Genomic DNA, 20,434 nt, shown 5'->3' on the forward strand with positions numbered 1-20,434 from the left:
GTCCAGCAGGGATTTTGCGAACTCACGATCAAACCCGCGTAAGTTTCAAACTAAGGTTGCGGTTTAAATAACCAACCTTTGCGCATTAACAGCGCAATCACAAATGGCCAAAAGAGCGTATTGATCACATCATGCAAACTGGCATCCCAGCGCCAATATCCCAAGCTATGCAGGTCATCCCGCATATCTAACACCTCACCGCAGCAGGCGACGATAAACACAGCGAGCAAGGGCATAAAACGATGCCCCTGCCTGCGAAAAATGCGCATCGCAGCAAAAAATACCATCAACCCAACGTAAATATGCAATGCGTCTTTTGAAAGGCCCGTGACACTCACAATCGCCAACTTGATCGCTTGAACCGTTGAAATCGCCATAGGCCCCTTACTCAGATATTGCGACAAGATCAAACTGACTTGCAATTGCTTTTATGACCTCTACCGGCCCCCCAATGCGCCATTCATCACAGGGATCCCACTCGCATTTAAGCTTTATGCCAGCCCGTTTTAAGCGGATGCAGTCGTAATCAATGCCAGCATCAAAGCCACCGTAACGCGCATAAATTTTCCAGCCCATCTGCTCAAGCTGGGGCAAAACACAGTCAAACTCTTGAGGCCCGATATTGGCAATGGCTGAAAAATCTCTCCTCCGAAACGGCCACATTACCAACCGGCGCATCAAATTAACGAACAGCTTCATAGCGTTTTGGAAAGAAAGTCTGGACTCTAACGTGTACCCACGGCGCCCTTAGACAGGACCTAACCGGAGCGCTGCGACAAGCCAGCTATTTTTGATTAGAGCGCTCTTTTTCATACTCTTCATAGGTTTTCTTGTTCAAATTCTCTAAACAACGGTCAACCTCACTCGGGGGTTGATTGCGGCAATTGTTCTCAGCGCCACGCTTGACACCCTCATACCAAGACTGGGAAGTGCAGCCTGAAATTGCCATGATCCAAAAAGAAAATGAGACAAAGGCAATATATTGTTTTGTTTTTACGGGCAGATTCATATTTAGGTGCTCAATAATTGTTGTGTTGGTTTCACAAGTGATTGTAAGGGACTTTACTAATTTTTAATTAATAGAGCAAACGGGTAGCTGTTCAGAATCGCAGCTGAACTGCCAGGCCTTGATGTGTAGCGGGTTGAGCCCGCGCCGGGGAGCCTGATTAATTCTAGGGGAGCATGATAATTCCCGACTAACGAATGAGGCCCCGACGCGCGTCTTTCATCAGGGTTCGGGCCAATATTGCCCAATAAGACCGTGTAGTACGGCAGTCCTTCAGCCTCTCGCTTAACACTGGTTACAGCAAATGATATTTATGGGCTGAAAAATTCAAATACACAAAAATCTTGCAGATGACTATTGATAAAAATGGGGAAGCCCTTGTAGTTTGAATTAACGGGCGCGCTTTAGCGCGTCCCTGTTGAATGATGGGGTAGAGCTACGACGATCAATAACCCAACCGACGAAATATAAGAACAAGAATGTAGGAAGCCCCAAAAGAACATAAGCCCCAACCCATGAAAGGTTTTGTAATTGTGGCGATAGGCCAATTGCGTTAATGCCCGCCATTTGAAGTGCTAAGGGTAACTGTAAAGAACGTACTGTCCTTTGAAGTCACCGTCAGCTGAGTAAGCAACTGCAAAGCACCCAATAATTATTAATGCATAAATTAAGCAGAGAATTTTTCCGATGCGGCTCATGTTGGTTTAGCTCTAACGCCCGCGGTAAGCCGCGCCGGAGTGCGAAGCACGGAGGGCACCCACAAGCGGAGCTGGTGGGCGCCGGCTTGACCGACTGGTTAGGCTGATGACAGGTGCAAGACCACTCATGCGGACAAATCCTTTTCTGTATCGTCCAGACCCATGTTCTTCGTGCTTTGACTCTCCACGGCGCCTCGAGCGAACCGGGCAAGGAGACTCGTTCCTTCGTCAGTTAGAAGTTTTAAACATTCCATTAGTTCATCCTCTAGGTAGAAGAAGTCTCGAGCCTTTTCGTGAAGCGTATCCGTATTGAGATTGTTGCCAATGGTTACGAGCAGCGCCTGATGCGCAACATAGTTTCTCTCGGACTTAAGCTTGTTTAGGCGCTTTTGAAGCTCTTGATTTCCATTAAGTTTTCCAAAAACGCTGAGGAGTCGCTCCAATGGATAGTTTTCAACATCAGTAATGGAAAAATCATAATGGACGCGCCCTTCGACAAGATAGTTGATAAATTCGTAAGACTTGCCAATATAGATTTTTAGCGCCAACTCTAAGAGTTGAAAGTTCGCTAAGATCCTTAAGACTCTATCTTTGTAGATGCTTCTTGCATGCTCCATCTCTGCTCCTAGAGGCCTAACGCCCAAGGTAAGCGGCACCGCAGGTGCGTAGGGCACAAACAAAGGCCATGAAAATGCCGAAGGCATGGCCTTTGTTGGCGTCCGCTTGACCGACCAGTTAGGCGCGGCACGTTATTACTAGTATTTCTCGCAATAGGCTGCTGCATAGCCGTTCTCCCATTCGCATTTAGGGCAAAGCTCTGTATCCTCGTACTCAACATTCGAGTAGAAGTAGCCTGACTTGCATGATTTGCATTGCAGCACAGGCTCGCTGTGGCCGCACAGTACGCAAACCTCTGCCTCCATGTCGAATGTTTCATTGCCGCACATCGGGCATTCCATCGTAGGAATGCCGCTGCCGTTTAGCGCATCTAAAACGCGAGACTTTTCGATTTCATAGAACTCAGCATACTCATTGAGACGCTTCCACGCTGGATCTTCAATCCTGCGTCCGGCCCAATCGAGCCCTACTTCATCTGTGGCGAAGCGAAAGATAAACGCGAGCACGCTTCCAATGACGACTTTTGCCTCAGTTGCGTCGATCGAGAACTCGTAATGCTCAATTTCGTTTCTTTTCTCTCTGATGGTTTTTAATGCGCTTTGGTCTGCGTCAGTAAATTCAACCTCTCCAATCCTTTGGAGGCGGCGCAATGCATCCGCCGCAGTCACAGTGTGAGCCGTGGCCGCGGGGTACTTATCAACGTCAGACAGAATAAATGCGGGGTGAATCTGGCGTAGACGTTCTTTGAACAGAAGTTCAGCCACGTGCGAGAGGTCCAGGATGATACGCTTGAATGTTCCAGCTGTTGGTGCCTTAGGCATCGCGTTGAGATGCGAAATCGCATGCTCAAGGCTGTCGAGCGCGTTTTCTACCAGTGTGAGCTTCTGTGTTGCCATGGTTCTGAATTCAAGCGCCTAACGCTAATTAGACCCCAAAAACGAACATAATTTTTTATTTAGAACAGGGGCTATAAATTTAATAAAATGATTTATCATAATTAAATAAATACTTAGTTTCTTTTTATTACACCTTGAAAAAAGGATGCAGTATGGAAAACACATCTGAGGTAAAACCGGCCCCAAAGTTGTTTCCTTTAATTGTAGAGCGATTACGTTCACAAAATTACAGCAAGCGCACTGAAGAAGCTTATATACAGTGGATTAAACGCTTTATTTTGTTTCATGACAAGCGCCACCCCAGAGACATGGGCACGGCTGAAATTGAGGCGTTTTTGAACCATCTGGCGGTAGAGAAAAAGGTGGCGGCTAGCACTCAAAGTCAGGCGAAAAGCGCCCTGCTGTTTTTGTATGATGAGGTGTTGGAGCGGAATCTCCCAAAACTTGAAAACTTGACCAAGCTACCGGCAAAGAAAGACTTGCCTGTGGTATTGAGCAAGCAGGAGATACAGGCAGTGCTTTCTGGATTAGAGGGGACGATGTGGTTGATGGTGAGCTTGTTATACGGTAGCGGCTTGCGGGTGATGGAGTGCTTGCGCTTGCGGGTGGCGGATATTGATTTTGATCGGCAGGAAATTTTGGTTCGCGACCCGCAAGGTTATAAAAACCGTACGACATTATTACCAGGAACGTTGGTACATCCTTTAAAAACACATTTGGCGTCTATTGAGGCATTACATGCCGAGGACTTAAGTAAAGGTTTAGGGGAAGTCTGGATGCCTGAGGGATTGGCTAAACGCTACCCCAATACTGGTAAGGATTGGCAGTGGCAATATGTGTTCCCCTCCAGCCGCTTATCGGTTGCGCAGCAATCAGGCGGAGTTTACCGCCACCATGCGGATGAAAAACCAATACAGCGGGCGGTGAAAAATGTGGCCAAGCAATTAGGCATTAAAAAAGCCGTGACGCCGAATACACTGAGGCACAGCTTTGCCACACACTTGCTGGAAGGTGGCCATGACTTGCAGACCGTGCAGCGCTTGTTGGGTCATGCCAATGAGGCAAACACTAAAGTCTATGCGCAACTGGTCAACACTGGCGGACGGAGCGTGACCAGTCCACTTGATGTGATCAAACCAATTGTGTAATCAAGTCTCGCTAAGGTGTTTGCTTTATCATCGAGAGATTTTCACAGCCGATTAATTGGGAAAATTTATCAGCAGGCATGGGTTTGCCAAACAAATACCCCTGCCCTTCTTCGCATTGTTTGCTTTTAAGGTATTGATATTGCTCTGCCGTTTCTATGCCTTCGGCAATCGACTGTAAATCAAAGCCATGGGCGATATCGAGGGTAGCGCACACCACGGAGTCGTCTTCTTTGTGTTGCAGCATACCATTGACAAAGGTGCGGTCGATTTTAATGCGTGTGAGGGGATAAGTCTTGAGCAGGCTGAGCGAGGCGTAACCGGTCCCAAAATCGTCAAAGGCAATACCGACGCCGTGCTGCTTGAGTTTGCGTAGCGTGGCTAACACAATCTCATCTTGATCCAGCGCGATATTTTCGGTGATTTCGAGTTCCAGCGCTTGCGCGGGTAGGCCATGTTTTGCCAACACCAGCATCACCTCATCGACCAACTCGCCGGTATGAAACTGCGCGCTAAATAAATTCACCCCTACCCGCAAATGCCCGGCACCTTGGCGACGCCAAAAAGCCAACTGGCTAAAGGCTTCATCAAGTACCCAGCTGCCCACCGTGGCGGCCAGTGGTCCGCTCTCTAGTGCGGATAAAAAAGTAATAGGCGGCAGAAGGCCGCGTAGTGGATGGTTCCAGCGGATCAAGGCCTCGGCGCCAGTGATGAGGCCAGTTTGCAGGTTCACTTGAGGCTGGTAATACAACAAAAACTCGCCTTCATCGACAGCACGATGCAATTCAAGTGCATGTTGGCGGCGCGATACCGCGGCCTGGCGCAACTCAGGCACAAACAAACAAGCGCGGCCACGTCCTTGTGCCTTGGCCTTGAATAAAGCAAGGTCGGCATTGCTGACTAACTCTAAGGCTTCAAGCGTATGCAAGGGCGAAAGCGCAATCCCGCAACTGGCAATCACCCTCACAGACTGGCCTTGCATTTGCATCGGTTGCTCAATACCATCAATCAGTTGCTGCGCAAGCTGAGTGGCGTCAGTTGGCACTTGCAGGCCGGGCACGACGACCGCAAACTCATCCCCACCCATACGCGCCACCAGACCATGCGCAGGGACAATCCGTAATAACCGTTGCGCGATTTCTCTCAATACAGCATCGCCAACGGTCCCCCCCATGGTGTCATTGATATCTTTAAAACCATCCAGATCTATCATAAACACCGCGGCAGCATGTGGCTGGCTGAGTGTTTCTTCAACAAAGCGGTAAAAGCGGACCCGGTTATACAGGCCAGTGAGTGTATCGAGCAACGACTGCTTGCTTTCCGCTTGCAGCGCGACTGCAGTGGCTGGCACGGGCTTGAGCACGGCTTCGAATTGCAGCTGGCCTTCAGCTTGCCAGGAAAATAGCGATAGATTGACCAGAAAGCTCGTTCCCTCTTTATGAAGCCCAGTGAGCTCACACGAACTCGCCACACGGTCTAGTGACCGAGACTGCAAAATGGTGTCTATTTTCTCTTGTAAAAGCGCAGCATCCGAGCTGGAAAACAATGTTTGCAGTGGGTGGCCCTCACCCTCGATGAGACGGTAACCAAACATCTCGGCCGCGGCCTGATTCCAGGCAATGATCTGCTTGGCGGCATTAAACCAGACGATAGGAGTCGCAGCATGCGCCGCATATTCTTCAAAGTGTGGCCGGGTACGGCTGGCTGAAATTTCAATGCGGCGTAATTCAAGCCGGTCAGATACCATTTGCGCCAGCGCCCGCAATCTGGCCTGGTCTTCTAAAGAAAAGTCAAAATGAGGTTGGTGGTCGACAATACACAGGGCGCCTAAGGGGAGGCCTTCTGGTGAAAGCAACCTGACCCCGGCATAAAAACGAATATTCGCCTCACCCGTGACCAGTGGATTGTCATGAAAGCGCTCATCCAGCAAGGCATCTGGGACGACCATGACCTGGTTTTCGTTGATGGCATGGGCACAAAAAGAAACATCACGGCGCATATCCATTTCGCCAGCACCGACGGCGGCGGCGAAAAACACATGGTCGCTACCTATCATATTGACGGCCGCAATCGGCATGCGAAACATGCGTGCCGCAATGTCTACTACCGGCTCCAGATTGGCAATGACTTCTGGCTGATGCAGGCCATGGTCAAATAGCGCTTGCAACCTTTGCGGTTCATTAGCAAGTATTACTGGGCATTTCATCACACCCCCCTAGGCAAAGAGCATAGATGAATGACATGTCAATTTGCTTTTATGTCAATTCATAAAATTAAATTTTTTGTAACACTACTAAGTTTATGCCATCAGTGCAAGCGCGCTGATCAAAGGGTTATTGACTGTCGCCGATGTGATTTTGGCCGCGCAATCTGGCCAGCTTCACCTGCTTTTGACGCTCACGCAAAGACTCTTTCTTTTCTGCGGTCAATTTTTCGTAGCAATAAGGGCAAGAAATACCGGCTTCATATTGCTCACTTTGCATTTCTTCTGCGGTGAGTGGCATGCGGCAGGCATAACACTGGTCATGATCCCCTACTTCCAGGCCGTGCTTGACCGCTACGCGCTGGTCAAAGACAAAACACTCGCCTTCCCACAGGCTTTGCTCTTTGGGCACGGTTTCCAGATATTTAAGGATGCCGCCTTGCAGGTGATACACCTCTTCAAACCCTTGTTGCTTCATGAAAGAAGAGGCTTTTTCGCAGCGAATGCCACCGGTACAGAACATGGCGACTTTTTTGTGCTTGGTTTTATCCAGGTTTTCGGCAACATATTTGGGAAACTCGCGGAAGGTGGTGGTCTTCGGGTCCACCGCGCCTTTAAAGGTGCCAATATGTACTTCATAGTCATTGCGCGTATCCAGCACAATGACGTCCGGGTCTGAAATAATGGCGTTCCAGTCTTCGGGCTTAACATAGGTGCCCACGACCAGATTGGGATCCACCTCTGGCACGCCCATGGTGACGATTTCTTTTTTAAGTTTGACCTTCATGCGGTAAAACGGGTGAGAATCGGCCCAGGATTCTTTGTGCTCGAGATCGGCCAGTCGCGGATCTTGGCGCAAGTAGGTGAGCACGGCGCGGATATCTTCCGGCTTGCCGGCAATGGTGCCATTAATGCCTTCATGCGCCAACAGCAAGGTGCCTTTAATCTGGTGTTGCTGGCAGGTCTCTAAAATCGGTTGTTGCAGGTCTTTGTAATTATCCAGCGTGACAAATTTATAGAGGGCAGCGGTGAGATATTGGCTCATGAGAAATCTGGCTTGATTGCAAAAGCGCGATTTTACCACTCTAACCTACTGATGCAAAAAGAAAAACGGGCACGCGGCCCGTTTTCATACGCACACTGATTGGCTTTAAGGCTGAATCACCAGTATCTCAGCTTTACCGAGGCCACCCATATCCCCCATCCAGCGTTGTACGCGCTGACTGCTGATTAGCGCAAAGCGGCTATCCAGCAACTTAAATGATTTATACAGAATATTGAGGAAAGGCAGCTTGTGCAAACCACAGTCTATCCAGGTCGCCTGCGGCGCTGGCGATTGTGCCAATAATAAAGTCCCGCGTTTCATACCGTAACCAAGATAGACACCTGTGCTGCCCAGTACGCCCAGCGTCCCCGCCATCATGTCCGAGCCGCAATAGTCACCGGCATTGCCTTCAATCAACAGCATGCCGCGACGCATCCGGTCACCGGCACGTGCGCCAGCGTTGCCTTTACAAATCAGAATACCGTTTTGCAGTTGCGCCCCTAAAAAGTCACCCGCATCCCCCTCAACCAATAGCTGGCCAGCCGTCATGCCGAAGCCGATGTATTGGTGCGAAGAAGTTGTGTTTTTAAAAGTCAGCTTAGTTGCCTCTGTGGCTGCGTCCACGCTCACCTCAAACGCGTCGGCAACAGACAAATTGGCCGCCAGTTTGATGGCGCCGATCTCGGTCTCGGTTTTGCCTTGCAAAGCCAGCGGCAATAAGGCACGGCAATCGACCGTGCGCGAGATTGGCTTGGCGGTTAATACGATATGGCTCATGCGGTCACCTCCCCGCTTAAAATTGGACGCAGTTTAAAGTGATGCTGGCCCAGCTTGCCGCCGTAGTTACCGGCAGAAATACGCAAGATGCCATTGTCTTTACCCAGGCTACAGGCCGCTTCAATCCCAGCTTTCATCGAAACAGCAATATCTTCAAAAGTCAGGCCATTGACCACAATTTCCATCACGCTTTCCACCCGTGGATCGAGCTCGCTCTTAACCACGCCTTTAAGGGTTGGGCAGAATGCATCGTTGGTACTGGCAAACATTTTGGGGTACTTGCTGCCCACCTTGGAACCAGAGCGCACCACCCCGCCCGGGAAAGGCATAATGACATTGGGCAGTTTGCGCATGGCATCAATGGCAGCTTCACAGGCCGTCAGCACTTGTGCCTGGCTGGCCCCCAAGACCAGAAAGTTACCGCCACCAATGGCACGTACCATACCCGTGGTTTCTTCGGTTAAAAACTCGCCATCCATCACCGGAATACGCCAGTAGCGCTTAAGCTTGCCCGTGGCATCGGGGATTTGTTTGGACACCTGATAACCATCGCCAAAAAAGCGCAAATGTTTACCGAGACTAATCATGTCTTCTGACTCAATCCCGGCAAAGGCGGCCGCGGTTGGGCAAGTGAGAATACATTGGCCCATGCGCGTTTCGAGTTGTTGCATAAGCACTTTGCTGCCCATGGCAAACATGAGCACACTAACGCCCGGACGACCGTCCGGGGTTTCATCCTCGGACAACTCCCGCTCTATGCCCGCCTCGACGCCACAGCCAATCACACTGGTGGCAAAACCCGTCATGGCATTGGCGGCGTTATATGCCCAGCGCAAATTTTGCGCCGTAATCAGGATACGCGTGCCGCGCATATTAAATGCTTCAGCAAAGGTATCGTCTATGTCTACGCCATTTAACTGCATATTCACCCCTGGCTATGGTTAATGACATGGTTGCGGCCATCTTCCGCAATCTGGTCATCCGAAATTTTAAAGTTATGCATTTGCATGGTGTGGTAGCGGTCAAAATACTGCTTGATGTCTTTTTCCACACCCAGATCAAAGGCTGGTTTGGCGGTATGTGTTGCGCCCCACACCACCTTGACCACTTTGCCCTCTTTCACTACCAGCTCACCGTCTTTAAACACCAGGTCTGGCTTGGCGAACATGGCCTCCTTGTCAGCCTGATCGGTATAGACAGTAATATCAGCCGCAGCGCCCACACCCAAATGGCCACGGTCTTGCAGGCCAATCAACTTGGCCGGGGCTGAGCGGGTCATGGTGGCGATTTCATACAAGCTATATTCGCGTTCCAATGATTTCAGGTTACTCATGGCTTGCGCATCGAGGTTGAGCTTGTCAAACGCATCATTACGGAAGGTTTTATCCATGAGCAAACGGATCAAATGCGGATAGCTGGTGAACGGCGCACCGTTCGGGTGATCTGTAGTCAGGAAAATGCGCCAGGGGTCATCCACACTGAGGAATACCTCGAGGCCAATCGCCCATTGCAAGGCGTTGACATAGTTCTGGTCGCGGTATTTGAACGGCACCACGCCACAACCTGCGTCGCATTCAATGTCCATGATCACCGATTTTTTCGGATTGGCCACTTTGGCGTTTAAGTGCTGCATCATGTTGTCGCCAGACGCGGTCACGGTCTGGCCAAACAGGATCTGGCCAACATCGGCAGTGATATGCTTGTTGTTGTTGATCGCTTCGGCGATATTGGCGGCGGCAGAAGAAAATTTCTTGTCGCCCTCAGTGCCATAACTGTGAAACTGGATATGGGTCAAATGCATGGGGATGCCATCGCTGGCGCCCATGGTATCCAGCGTGGTCTGAAAGTTACCAGCCACGCCCAGGTTATTACAGTGCACATGCAAAGGTTTGGCAATACCTATCTCATTTACGGCACGGCTTAAGGCCTGCAAAATGCGGCGCGGCGTGATGTTGTAATAACTGTGCAGTTGATCCAGGTCCTGGCGGCGCTCATTGAATTTAAACGCGGAAATGCCGCCCGGATTGACCACTTTGATGCCTATGGTTTGCGTCGCATGCAGAGTCCACGCCACATAGTCATTAATGGTTTTCTGGTCAGCATTCTGGCTCAGCAAACGCAGCAGGTAATCATCGTTACCCAGCATGGCGTAGCCGCCTTTATCAATCATCGGCGTGTCACCCATTTCCATATGCGCCTGACGCGCATTCACGGCGAGCACGGCCGGCTCAAAGGCAGCGGTATAGCCCATCTCGATATAGCGCATGCCGGTATCGGTGGTATTCGGTGTCGCATGGTGGCTGCAGTTGGCGCCGCAGATGTGAGCTTCAGGCTCCTCCAGCTTGCGCATGGCTTGGTATTCAGGCAACAGCATGCGCGCAATATTGACCTTGCCGCCACCGATATGGCTATGCATATCAATCGCCCCGGCCATCACGATCTTGCCATTCAGGTCGTACACCTGCGCAATTTTTTCACTGTCGGCCGGTTTGGCAATAATGCGGCCATCACGGATATAAATATCCTGCACCACGCCATCCTTGCCGTGCGCGGGGTCAATCACTTTAGCGTTCTTGAGTACGGTAATCATGCCGCCACTCCTTTAAGTTCTGTTTCTATCATGGCGATCACTTGTGACAAGGTGGGCAGGTCAGAAGGCTTGGCTGCGCTGAGCGGCAAGGTAACCGAGCCATCCACACGGAATTGCTGGCCATTGCAGTCCAGCCCTGGCGTCGCAACGGGGATAAACACTGCTGGCGTCTCGTCAAATTGGCTGTCAGCAGCACCGAGCACAATCACAGGGTGAGTGCCTGCAGGCGGCATCGCATCCGGACTGTAACTATTCACCCATACCACCGCGTCATGGCTTTCCCAGTCTGGTGTATCAATAATCACGCCATTGAGCCAGGTATGTGCGTAGTTGACGCTGGTATCGCCATCACTGCCGCCAAGCGACAAACCCATGGCGCGGCTCTTCTGGTTCAAGGCGACCACGGTTTCAGTGATATTTTCAATGGTTAATTCGGCATGCGCATAATGCAGGTCTTTGGACACCCACACCAAAGTGGCGTACTTGGCTGCCTTCAGGGTCTCAGCCACGTTTCTCAAACGGCTCACATCGACGCCGGCCACCTTGTCCACCGTCACAGGCTTATCCATGACCAACGCACGCAGCGTGGCAACCACTTCCGGCAATTGTTCGCTTGCACAAGGGATCACTTCAGGTGCGCGTCCATCGGGAGAGACGCCAGGCTTGGTATTCAGGTCATCGCCGCCCAGGTAGATGATCTTGCGGGCGGCAGGCGCGGTAAACATGGCCTCAGGCACCCACACCACGCGCTCGAAAAAACGGGTATTGTGGCTCACCACATCAGTGCCTATCATCAGGATGACATCTGCGCGGTTGCGTACTTCGGTCAAGGTGGTGGTCTGCCAGCCGCGATGCTGTAATACCTGCATGTTGCGCAGCGTGCTGCTGGCATTGAGATGCGTCATCGACGCATGCGTATGATGCGAAAGGCTGACCAGAGCACGCGCACCGTGGACATCGGTACTGCTGCCGGCGATCAATGGCGTTTTGGCTTGCTTGAGCAGTTCGACGGCGGTATGTACGGCCTGGGTCAGCGACACGGGTTGCCCCGCCACCCGAGGTTGCGCACCATTACTCGTTCGAGCATAGAACTTTGCGGCTTTGCCACACGAAAACTGCTGTTTGGCAATGGCCTCCCCCGAAATGTCGTCACATAGCAAGCCACAAGCCGGGCATGCATGCATACTGTTTTGTTGATTTGTCATGGCTTTATAGTCTCTCGTTTTGATCTTTATGTATTCAATCCTGAATATCCACCTGACCGTGGGAAACCATCACATCATAAAACATCTGCTGACAATAGATAAAAAAAATAAAGCAATGAATGCCTGCTATTTAACGCAATAAAAGCCTGTCATCCGTATCTAAGGTTTATCAATCACAGTAAAAATAGTAGAATAGTCGTTTGTTTTTCTTGTTCATTACTTTATTTGGAGTTCTCATGGCTTTAGAGCGTACACTCAGCATCATCAAACCAGACGCCGTTGCAAAAAACGTGATTGGTCAAATCTACACCCGTTTTGAAAACGCCGGTTTGAAAGTTGTTGCAGCTAAAATGACCCACCTGACTCAAGCTGAAGCTGAAGGCTTCTACGCTGTACACAAAGAGCGTCCTTTCTTCAACGACCTGGTTAAATTCATGATCTCCGGTCCAGTGATGATCCAGGCTTTGGAAGGCGAAAACGCGGTATTGAAAAACCGTGAACTGATGGGTGCAACTAACCCTAAAGACGCAGCCCCTGGCACCATTCGTGCTGACTTCGCTGAAAGCATTGATGCTAACGCCGTGCACGGTTCCGACTCTTTGGAAAATGCGGCCATCGAAATCAAATACTTCTTCGGTTAATCTAACCCTTCGTCACTTAAAGACGATCACATTGATACCGAACTAGGAATACACTTGGTTAACTTACTGAATTTTAACCAATCGCAACTCGCCGAGTACTTCACCAGTCTCGGCGAGAAGCCTTTTCGCGCCAAACAATTGATGCGCTGGATGCATCATTTCGGGGTGCTTGACCTCGACCAGATGACCGATATTGCCAAAACCCTGCGCGAAAAACTGCGTCAGGAAACCGAATTTGCGCTGCCAGACGTGCAGTTGGAACAAGTGTCAGATGATGGCACCCGCAAATGGCTGATCGGCACTAATAACTTAAGAGACGGCACGTCTAACAGTGTGGAAACCGTCTTTATCCCTGAAGATGACCGCGGCACGCTGTGTATCTCCAGCCAGGTAGGCTGTGCACTTGAATGCACATTCTGCAGCACCGGTCGCCAGGGCTTCAACCGCAATCTCAACGTCTCCGAAATTATCGGCCAACTATGGATTGCCAATCACGCCCTGCGCCAGGCGCCAGGCTATGACTTGCTGCCACCCGGTGAGCGCATTATCTCCAACGTGGTGATGATGGGCATGGGTGAGCCACTGGCCAACTATGACAACGTCGTCACGGCCATGCAAATCATGCTGGATGACAGCGCTTATGGCTTAAGCCGTCGCCGCGTCACCCTGTCGACCAGCGGCATGGTGCCAGCGATGGACAGACTCAAGGAAGACTGCCCCGTCGCCTTGGCGGTGTCGTTGCATGCGCCGAATGATGCGCTACGTGATGAGATCGTCCCAATTAATAAAAAATATCCAATTAAAGATCTGATGGCCGCTTGCGAGCGCTACCTAGTCAAAGCACCACGTGATTTCGTGACGTTTGAATATGTCATGCTGGACGGCGTCAATGACACCCTGGAACACGCCAAGCAACTGATGAATATCGTGCGCGATGTTCCGTGCAAATTTAACCTGATCCCATTCAACCCGTTCCCTAACAGTGGTTACGGAACGTCCAAGCCCATGCAGGTGCGTGCGTTTCGTGATATGTTAATGCAGGCAGGCTTTGTGGTCACCGTGCGTAAAACCCGCGGAGACGACATTGATGCGGCCTGCGGACAACTGGCAGGCAAAGTGCTCGATAAAACCCGCCGCACCGAGAAAACCATAGCGATACACCCGGAACAGTAAGTGATGACAGCCCCCTTGTATAAGCCTTTCGTGGTCATCTCTGCAGTGACCTTGTTACTGTGGCTGTCAGGGTGTGCGCAAAACCCTTCTTCCAACGCTCAAGCTCAACCTTATGACCAGCAGCCTATCGGACGCGAAAGCGGCGATATGGAATCTGCCCGCGTGCATACTGAACTTGGCGCGGAATATTTCCGTCTCAAACGCTACGATGTGGCGCTTGAAGAGTTTAATACCGCGCTTGAACGCAGCGCGACCTATGCCCTGGCCTACAACGGTTTAGGCCTGGTCTATGCGGCCCTCGGTGAAAAAGCACGGGCAGAAGCCGCATTCAAGCGGGCGATTCAACTGCAACCAGCTAACTCGGAGTCACACAACAACTATGGCCGTTTTTTGTGCGACCAAGGCCAATACGATGCCTCACAAAAAGAATTTTTGCTGGCGGTGAAGAATCCGTTGTATAAAACACCGCAAATTGCGCTGTATAACGCCGGCGTCTGTGCCTTGCGTGCCCAGCAAAAAACACAGGCTGAGCAGTACTTTTATCAGGCACTGCAAGTGGACCCATTGGCCCACGCCAGTGCTTATCAATTGGCCAACCTGCAATTTGCACGCGGCGAGGCACAACTGGCACTCAACACCGTGCAAAATAGTGTGAACGTTGCCCCGACACCAGAGTCCCTCTTTTTGGCAGTCCGAATTTGCCGGTCCTTACAATTGGCCGATGATGCAAATTATTACAGTGTGCAACTGCACAAACTGTTCCCGAATGCCAATGAAACCAAACAATTGCTGAAAACGGAGTAAATGCACGTGACGTCAGAAGATACCACCAACGTCAATCCTGCACCGGCAGAAAAACCCAGACGTGGCCGTCGGCCCAAGAATGCTGCCACCACGCAGACGGCAGCCAGCCAGGCGCCCACAACAGACACTGCGGTGAGCCTGGAGCAAACGCCTGCAGCAGTTTCGGTTGCGCAAGCAGCGGCCGCAGAAGCTTCGCTAATGGATACCACACCTGACGATACTAGCAGTCTCAATCCAATACCTACCGATGCGCCTGAAGAGTACGGTGCCGCCATGGGCTTGGAAAGCATCCCGCAGCAAGCAGTGAACCCGTCGATCGCTTATGGTTCTGGCTGCGGCAATGTCCTCAAAGCGGCACGAGAGGCACAGGGCTTGAGTATCCATGAAGTGTCTGGCCAATTGCGCCTGGGCGTCAAGCAAATCCAGGCCATTGAGCAGGATGACTTTGATAAGTTGCCACAACCAAGCATTGTGCGCGGCTTTATCCGTAACTACGCACGGTTGCTCAATATTGATGTGGCGCCCATCATCGAGGCCTATCAACGCATCGTGCCTAACAAGACCCCGCTGCCCTTGAGTGTCCGCTCGAATGCCAGCCGTTCGGTGATTGATAAACCGGTGCGCGTCTTGCGTCCGCAACGCTTGCTCACCTTGCTGATCTTTTTGATATTAGCCGCGATTGCCGCCTATTTTTATATCAACCATATCAAGCCGCACACACTCAAAGATGCTTCACTGGCATTGGATGTGGAAGAAATCAGTGAAACAACGGGGCAGCAAATCGAAATTCCAGCGCCTCCGGCAACTGCGACCGCCCCCGAAGCAAGCAATAGCGCGACCGTAGAAACCGGTAATACTGCGAGTACAGCCTCGGCAGAGGCGCCCGCAGAAGCCAGTCTAGCCATGCAACCGGCCGCAGGCATGCCGCCAGCGAGCCCGGCTGATACGGTTGCCAGCACGCCTACCATCGTTAGCACCCCGACACCGGCGGCTGGTCAGTCGCTTGAAACGACCACGCTCAAAGCCGTGGATCCGCAAAAGGCAAATCTGAGCTTTAAAGTGACTGAAGACTCCTGGGTGCGCATTGAAGATATGCAAGGCAAAAAATTATTTAGTGAGGTACTGCCGGCCGGCTCAGAACGTCAGGTAGTGACAGACAAACCGGTCAATATCACGGTCGGGCATGCCGCAGGCACCCAACTGACCATTGATAACCAGCCTTACGATTTAACCCAAGCCACACGTGGTCGTGTTGCGCGTATTCAATTGAAATAATCATGATATCCCGTAGACATACCCGTCAGGTCATGGTCGGACACGTTGCGGTCGGCGGTGGCTTATATGGTACACAGGTGTCGCCTGTGGTCGTGCAAAGCATGACCAATACCGACACCGCCGATGCGGCTGCCACCATCGCGCAGGTCTATGCCTTATGGCAGGCCGGCTCTGAAGTGGTCAGGATTACCGTCAACAGCGCCGAAGCTGCCGCGCAAGTCGCCACCATCCGCAAAGGCCTGGATGCGATGGGGTGTTCTGTGCCGCTGGTGGGCGACTTTCACTTTAACGGCCACAAGCTGTTGCAAGCTTACCCGGATTGCGCCGAAGCACTGGCCAAGTATCGGATCAACCCTGGTAATGTCGGCAAAGGCAGCAAGCGTGACGAACAGTTTGCGGCGATGATAGAAGCCGCCATCCAATACAAAAAAGCCGTCCGCATCGGCGTGAACTGGGGCAGCCTGGATCAAGCCAAAATGGCACAAATGATGGATGAGAATGGCAAGTCTGCCAACCCGCTCTCGGCCGATGCCTTGATGCGCGAAGCCCTGATTCAATCCGCGCTCGAAAGTGCCCAGCAAGCCGTCGATTTAGGCTTAAACCCCGATCAGATCATCATCTCTTGCAAGGTCAGCAACGTGCAGGATCTGGTACTGGTCTATCAGGCGCTGGCGCAACGCTGTGATTATCCCCTGCATTTGGGACTGACTGAAGCGGGCATGGGCTCCAAAGGCATTGTTGCCTCCACTGCCGCATTGGCGATTCTGTTACAGCAAGGCATAGGCGACACCATCCGCGTCTCACTGACCCCCGAGCCGAATGAGTCCCGCACCAAAGAAGTGGTGGTCGCCCAAGAAATTCTGCAAACCATGGGTATCCGCTCATTTACGCCCTTGGTGACCGCCTGCCCTGGCTGCGGCCGGACCACCAGCACCTATTTTCAGGAGCTGGCCATGCAAATCCAGAGCTGGTTACGCAATCAGATGCCAATCTGGCGTAGCCAATACCCCGGCGTGGAAACCCTCAATGTGGCAGTCATGGGCTGCGTGGTCAATGGCCCTGGCGAATCCAAATTAGCCAATATCGGCATTAGCCTGCCGGGCACAGGCGAAACGCCGGTGGCGCCGGTGTTTGTTGATGGTGAAAAAACCGTCACCCTTAAAGGCGACCATATTGCTGAAGAGTTTCAACAGATCGTGGATGAGTATGTGCGCACGCATTATGCCGAAGGTGGCAAACTGCGCACAAACAAAGTGCCCGTGATCCCGATTGTGGCCGTATAAGCCATCCACCTCCCCCATTCGTACAAGATGAGTCAAACATTTCAATCCATTAAAGGTTTTTACGACATCCTGCCAGAAGCCACGCCCTTGTGGTTCAAGCTTGAAGATACGGCACGCCAGATCTTGAGCCAGTATGGTTACAATAATATCCGCATGCCATTGGTCGAGCCGACCGAGTTGTTTGTGCGCAGCGTAGGCGAGCATACAGATATTGTGGAAAAGGAAATGTACGCCTGGGAAGACAAGCTCAATGGCGACAAACTGACATTGCGCCCTGAAGGCACGGCCGGTTGCGTACGTGCCGTGGTGGAACACAATCTCACTTACAATGGCCCGCAACGCCTGTGGTATATGGGCCCCATGTTCCGTCATGAAAACGTACAAAAAGGCCGTCAGCGCCAGTTTCACCAAATCGGCGTAGAAGCCTTTGGCTTTGAAGGGCCCGATGTGGATGCCGAGCAAATCGTATTGCTGGCCAGACTGTGGCAAGCGCTGGGCATTGCGGACGTTGAATTACAGTTAAATAGCATTGGTGATGCCGAGGAGCGCGCGCAATATCGCCAAACCTTGATTGCCTATTTTGAGCAACACATGGACTTGCTGGATGAAGACGCAAAACGTCGTCTGCATAGCAATCCCCTGCGCATTCTGGATACGAAAAACCCACGCATGCAGGCCATGTGTGAGGCGGCCCCCAAGCTGATGGATTGCCTGGGGGAAACATCCAAGCAGCATTTTGCCCAATTGTGCACCCTGCTTGATCAGGCTGGCATTGCTTATACCATTAACCACAGACTGGTGCGTGGTCTGGACTATTACAACCGCACGGTCTTTGAATGGGTGACCACCAAACTTGGCGCGCAAGGCACCATTGCCGGCGGCGGACGCTACGACACGCTGGTAGAACGTATTGGTGGTAGCGAAACGCCAGCTTGCGGCTTTGGCATTGGTCTGGAACGTGTATTCCTGTTGATGCAGGAATATGGTCTCACCGCCCAGAACCAACCCGATATTTACCTGGTCAATGTGGGCGAGTTAGCGTCACAAAAAGCCTTTACGCTGGCCGAAAGACTGCGTAGCATGGGACTCAAGGTGGTCTTGCACGCCGGTGGCGGTAGCTTCAAATCACAAATGAAAAAGGCAGACCGCAGTGGTGCGCGCTTTGCCGGCATTTTTGGGGATGATGAAGCAGCCGTTGACGAACTGACCTTAAAACCCATGCTCGGTCAAGGCGAGCAAGCACGTGTCAGCTTTGATCAAGTCGCCTCCATCGTTAATGCGGGCTGATTGGTGGCAGTGTTCTGTTTGAACGATGACTGGTCTAAATAGCAAGGCTGGTAAATATCAACAACGGTCGCTGGCATGGCGATAAATCCGTAATTTTGTGAATCTGGTGATTGATCTATCAACATGAGCGAAATCTTAAATATCCAGGACCTCAATATTTACCCGGCCAATGCGCCAGTGCGCTATTTGGTCAAACAGGCCTCGCTCAGCCTCGCCCGTGGCAAGACTACTTGTATCGTGGGTGAGTCTGGAAGTGGCAAAAGTCTCACTGCGCTCAGCATCATGAAACTGCTTTCCCCGCAATTGCGCATGCAAGGCCGCGTGGTGTTTCAAGGCCAGGATCTCAGCCAATTAAGCGAGCGCGAAATGCAAGCCATCCGTGGCCGAAAAATCGGCATGATTTTTCAGGAGCCCATGACCTCGTTAAACCCGGTACTCACCATCGGCTTTCAGATCGGTGAGCCATTGCAAACGCATTTAGCGCTTAAAGGTACCGCACTTAAACAAAAAGTCGCTGAATTACTAACGCAAGTGGGCATTGATCCCACGCGCGCCAACAGTTATCCCGATGAACTTTCAGGCGGGCAGCGTCAGCGTGTCATGATAGCCATGAGCATTGCCTGTCAACCTGCCCTACTGATTGCCGATGAGCCGACAACTGCACTAGATGTCACCGTGCAAGCACAGGTGCTACGCTTGCTCGACGAACTCAAGCAACGGTTGAATATGGCGATGCTGTTTATTACCCATGACTTCGGTGTGGTCGCGGATATTGCCGACGATGTCATCGTCATGTTCAGAGGTGAAATCGTAGAAGCTGGCCCGGTCAGCCAGGTATTGGATGCGCCACAGCATCCATATACCCGTGCCTTGCTCGCTTGCGTGCCCGATGCTGAGGGCAAAAAAGTGTTGCAGCCCATGCGCTATGACTGGCTGACGCCTGCGTGAGGTCGATATGACGGATTTCCTGTTACAAGCCCATCATCTAAGCAAAAGTTATCGCCAGCGGACCGGCACGCTCGGGCTGAATACCCAGACCATACATGCCCTCGACGATGTCAGCCTGCAACTCAAACGAGGCAGTACGCTGGCCGTGGTCGGCGAATCTGGCAGCGGAAAATCCACACTGGCTCGCGGCATTTTGCGCCTGCTGCCGCTAGACCAAGGCCAGGTGCTGTTCGATGGTCAAGACTTTCTCGCGCTAGACCAGAGCAGCCTGCGGCATGCACGCCGCCATATGCAAATGGTGTTTCAAGACCCATTTGCTTCACTCAACCCTAGAATGCGTGTGGGTGAAATCATTGCCGAGGGCCTGGTGATCCATGGCATCGGCGATAAAAAACAACAACAAAACAGCGTCTTTGAGATGCTGGAAAAAGTCGGGCTAAAAGCTGAAGATGCCAGCAAATATCCGCACCAGTTTTCAGGCGGCCAACGCCAGCGTATCGGCATCGCGCGTGCCCTGATTCTGCAGCCCAAGCTGGTCATCTGCGATGAGCCGGTGTCGGCGCTAGATGTATCAGTGCAGGCGCAAATCCTGTTATTACTCAAGCAACTGCAACAAGAAATGGGGCTCAGTTATCTGTTTATCACGCATGATTTACGCGTGGTCAGGCATATTGCCGATGAGGTTCTGGTCATGCAAAAAGGCAAAGTAATTGAGCAAGGAAGCGTAGAAACCATTTATAATGCTCCCCAACAAAAATATACCCAACAGCTGCTCAGCGCAATTCCTGGTCAAGGCATGCGCGGGGCTGCCGCATAATTAAGATCCTAATACAAGAATAC

20 protein-coding genes are annotated in these 20,434 nt (G+C 51.6%); 9 read left to right on the forward strand and 11 right to left on the reverse strand.

From position 1 onward, the window contains the following. Positions 1 to 50 precede the first annotated feature (50 nt). The 5 genes from GOC95_RS02200 to GOC95_RS02220 all read right to left on the reverse strand — a co-directional run bounded on the left by GOC95_RS02200 (position 51) and on the right by GOC95_RS02220 (position 3,218). Positions 51 to 377 (reverse strand): hypothetical protein, encoded by a 327-nt coding sequence (locus GOC95_RS02200; protein ID WP_275355448.1) that lies wholly within the window; start codon positions 375 to 377, stop codon positions 51 to 53. Between the two features lie 7 nt (positions 378 to 384). Then, on the reverse strand, positions 385 to 699 hold the full coding sequence (locus GOC95_RS02205; protein ID WP_275355450.1) for a hypothetical protein: 315 nt from the start codon (positions 697 to 699) through the stop codon (positions 385 to 387). Between the two features lie 85 nt (positions 700 to 784). Further along, positions 785 to 1,009, reverse strand: coding sequence for a hypothetical protein (locus GOC95_RS02210; protein ID WP_275355452.1), 225 nt, complete (start codon positions 1,007 to 1,009; stop codon positions 785 to 787). Positions 1,010 to 1,829: 820 nt separating this feature from the next. After that, complete coding sequence (locus GOC95_RS02215) at positions 1,830 to 2,408, reverse strand: hypothetical protein (RefSeq protein ID WP_275355454.1); 579 nt, start codon at positions 2,406 to 2,408, stop codon at positions 1,830 to 1,832. A 51-nt stretch (positions 2,409 to 2,459) separates the two neighbouring features. Further along, positions 2,460 to 3,218 (reverse strand): hypothetical protein, encoded by a 759-nt coding sequence (locus tag GOC95_RS02220; protein ID WP_275355456.1) that lies wholly within the window; start codon positions 3,216 to 3,218, stop codon positions 2,460 to 2,462. A 152-nt stretch (positions 3,219 to 3,370) separates the two neighbouring features. Between GOC95_RS02220 and GOC95_RS02225 the strand changes: the two genes are divergently transcribed. After that, positions 3,371 to 4,366, forward strand: coding sequence for an integron integrase (locus GOC95_RS02225; protein WP_275355458.1), 996 nt, complete (start codon positions 3,371 to 3,373; stop codon positions 4,364 to 4,366). Positions 4,367 to 4,376: 10 nt separating this feature from the next. Here GOC95_RS02225 and GOC95_RS02230 read toward each other — a convergent pair whose 3' ends face one another. The 6 genes from GOC95_RS02230 to GOC95_RS02255 form a co-directional block, all read right to left on the reverse strand. Beyond that, positions 4,377 to 6,569 (reverse strand): EAL domain-containing protein, encoded by a 2,193-nt coding sequence (locus tag GOC95_RS02230; protein ID WP_275355459.1) that lies wholly within the window; start codon positions 6,567 to 6,569, stop codon positions 4,377 to 4,379. 127 nt (positions 6,570 to 6,696) lie between these two features. Continuing rightward, positions 6,697 to 7,611 carry a rhodanese-related sulfurtransferase gene (locus GOC95_RS02235; RefSeq protein WP_275355461.1) on the reverse strand — a complete coding sequence of 305 codons (915 nt, stop codon included), beginning with the start codon at positions 7,609 to 7,611 and terminating at the stop codon, positions 6,697 to 6,699. A 105-nt stretch (positions 7,612 to 7,716) separates the two neighbouring features. Beyond that, positions 7,717 to 8,388, reverse strand: coding sequence for a formylmethanofuran dehydrogenase subunit C (locus GOC95_RS02240; RefSeq protein WP_275355463.1), 672 nt, complete (start codon positions 8,386 to 8,388; stop codon positions 7,717 to 7,719). Further along, positions 8,385 to 9,311, reverse strand: coding sequence for a formylmethanofuran--tetrahydromethanopterin N-formyltransferase (gene fhcD, locus GOC95_RS02245; protein WP_194747781.1), 927 nt, complete (start codon positions 9,309 to 9,311; stop codon positions 8,385 to 8,387). The genes GOC95_RS02240 and fhcD overlap by 4 nt, the downstream gene beginning before the upstream one ends. 2 nt (positions 9,312 to 9,313) lie before the next feature. Further along, positions 9,314 to 10,978 carry a formylmethanofuran dehydrogenase subunit A gene (locus GOC95_RS02250; protein WP_275355466.1) on the reverse strand — a complete coding sequence of 555 codons (1,665 nt, stop codon included), beginning with the start codon at positions 10,976 to 10,978 and terminating at the stop codon, positions 9,314 to 9,316. Further along, complete coding sequence (locus GOC95_RS02255) at positions 10,975 to 12,183, reverse strand: formylmethanofuran dehydrogenase (RefSeq protein ID WP_275355468.1); 1,209 nt, start codon at positions 12,181 to 12,183, stop codon at positions 10,975 to 10,977. The genes GOC95_RS02250 and GOC95_RS02255 overlap by 4 nt, the downstream gene beginning before the upstream one ends. A 236-nt stretch (positions 12,184 to 12,419) precedes the next feature. On the opposite strand from GOC95_RS02255, the gene ndk reads away from it, so the two are divergent. The 8 genes from ndk to GOC95_RS02295 all read left to right on the forward strand — a co-directional run bounded on the left by ndk (position 12,420) and on the right by GOC95_RS02295 (position 20,411). Further along, positions 12,420 to 12,824 carry a nucleoside-diphosphate kinase gene (ndk, locus tag GOC95_RS02260; RefSeq protein WP_275356378.1) on the forward strand — a complete coding sequence of 135 codons (405 nt, stop codon included), beginning with the start codon at positions 12,420 to 12,422 and terminating at the stop codon, positions 12,822 to 12,824. A gap of 54 nt (positions 12,825 to 12,878) precedes the next feature. Next, positions 12,879 to 13,997 carry a 23S rRNA (adenine(2503)-C(2))-methyltransferase RlmN gene (gene rlmN / locus GOC95_RS02265; RefSeq protein WP_194747785.1) on the forward strand — a complete coding sequence of 373 codons (1,119 nt, stop codon included), beginning with the start codon at positions 12,879 to 12,881 and terminating at the stop codon, positions 13,995 to 13,997. Positions 13,998 to 14,000: 3 nt separating this feature from the next. After that, on the forward strand, positions 14,001 to 14,801 hold the full coding sequence (gene pilW / locus GOC95_RS02270; RefSeq protein WP_275356379.1) for a type IV pilus biogenesis/stability protein PilW: 801 nt from the start codon (positions 14,001 to 14,003) through the stop codon (positions 14,799 to 14,801). Continuing rightward, positions 14,802 to 16,076, forward strand: a complete 1,275-nt coding sequence (locus GOC95_RS02275) for a helix-turn-helix domain-containing protein (protein WP_275355470.1) — start codon at positions 14,802 to 14,804, stop codon at positions 16,074 to 16,076. 2 nt (positions 16,077 to 16,078) lie between these two features. Continuing rightward, entirely contained in the window at positions 16,079 to 17,359 is a 1,281-nt protein-coding gene (ispG, locus tag GOC95_RS02280) for a flavodoxin-dependent (E)-4-hydroxy-3-methylbut-2-enyl-diphosphate synthase (protein WP_275355472.1), read from the forward strand. Between the two features lie 27 nt (positions 17,360 to 17,386). After that, a complete protein-coding gene (hisS, locus tag GOC95_RS02285; protein WP_275355474.1) occupies positions 17,387 to 18,646 on the forward strand; it encodes a histidine--tRNA ligase in 1,260 nt (419 codons plus the stop codon). A 123-nt stretch (positions 18,647 to 18,769) separates the two neighbouring features. Further along, entirely contained in the window at positions 18,770 to 19,594 is an 825-nt protein-coding gene (locus GOC95_RS02290) for an ABC transporter ATP-binding protein (protein ID WP_275355476.1), read from the forward strand. Between the two features lie 7 nt (positions 19,595 to 19,601). After that, a complete protein-coding gene (locus GOC95_RS02295) occupies positions 19,602 to 20,411 on the forward strand; it encodes an ATP-binding cassette domain-containing protein (RefSeq protein ID WP_275355477.1) in 810 nt (269 codons plus the stop codon). Positions 20,412 to 20,434: the final 23 nt, after the last annotated feature.

The sequence above is a fragment of the Methylophilus sp. YYY-1 genome (assembly GCF_029132825.1).
Lineage (GTDB): Bacteria > Pseudomonadota > Gammaproteobacteria > Burkholderiales > Methylophilaceae > Methylophilus > Methylophilus glucosoxydans.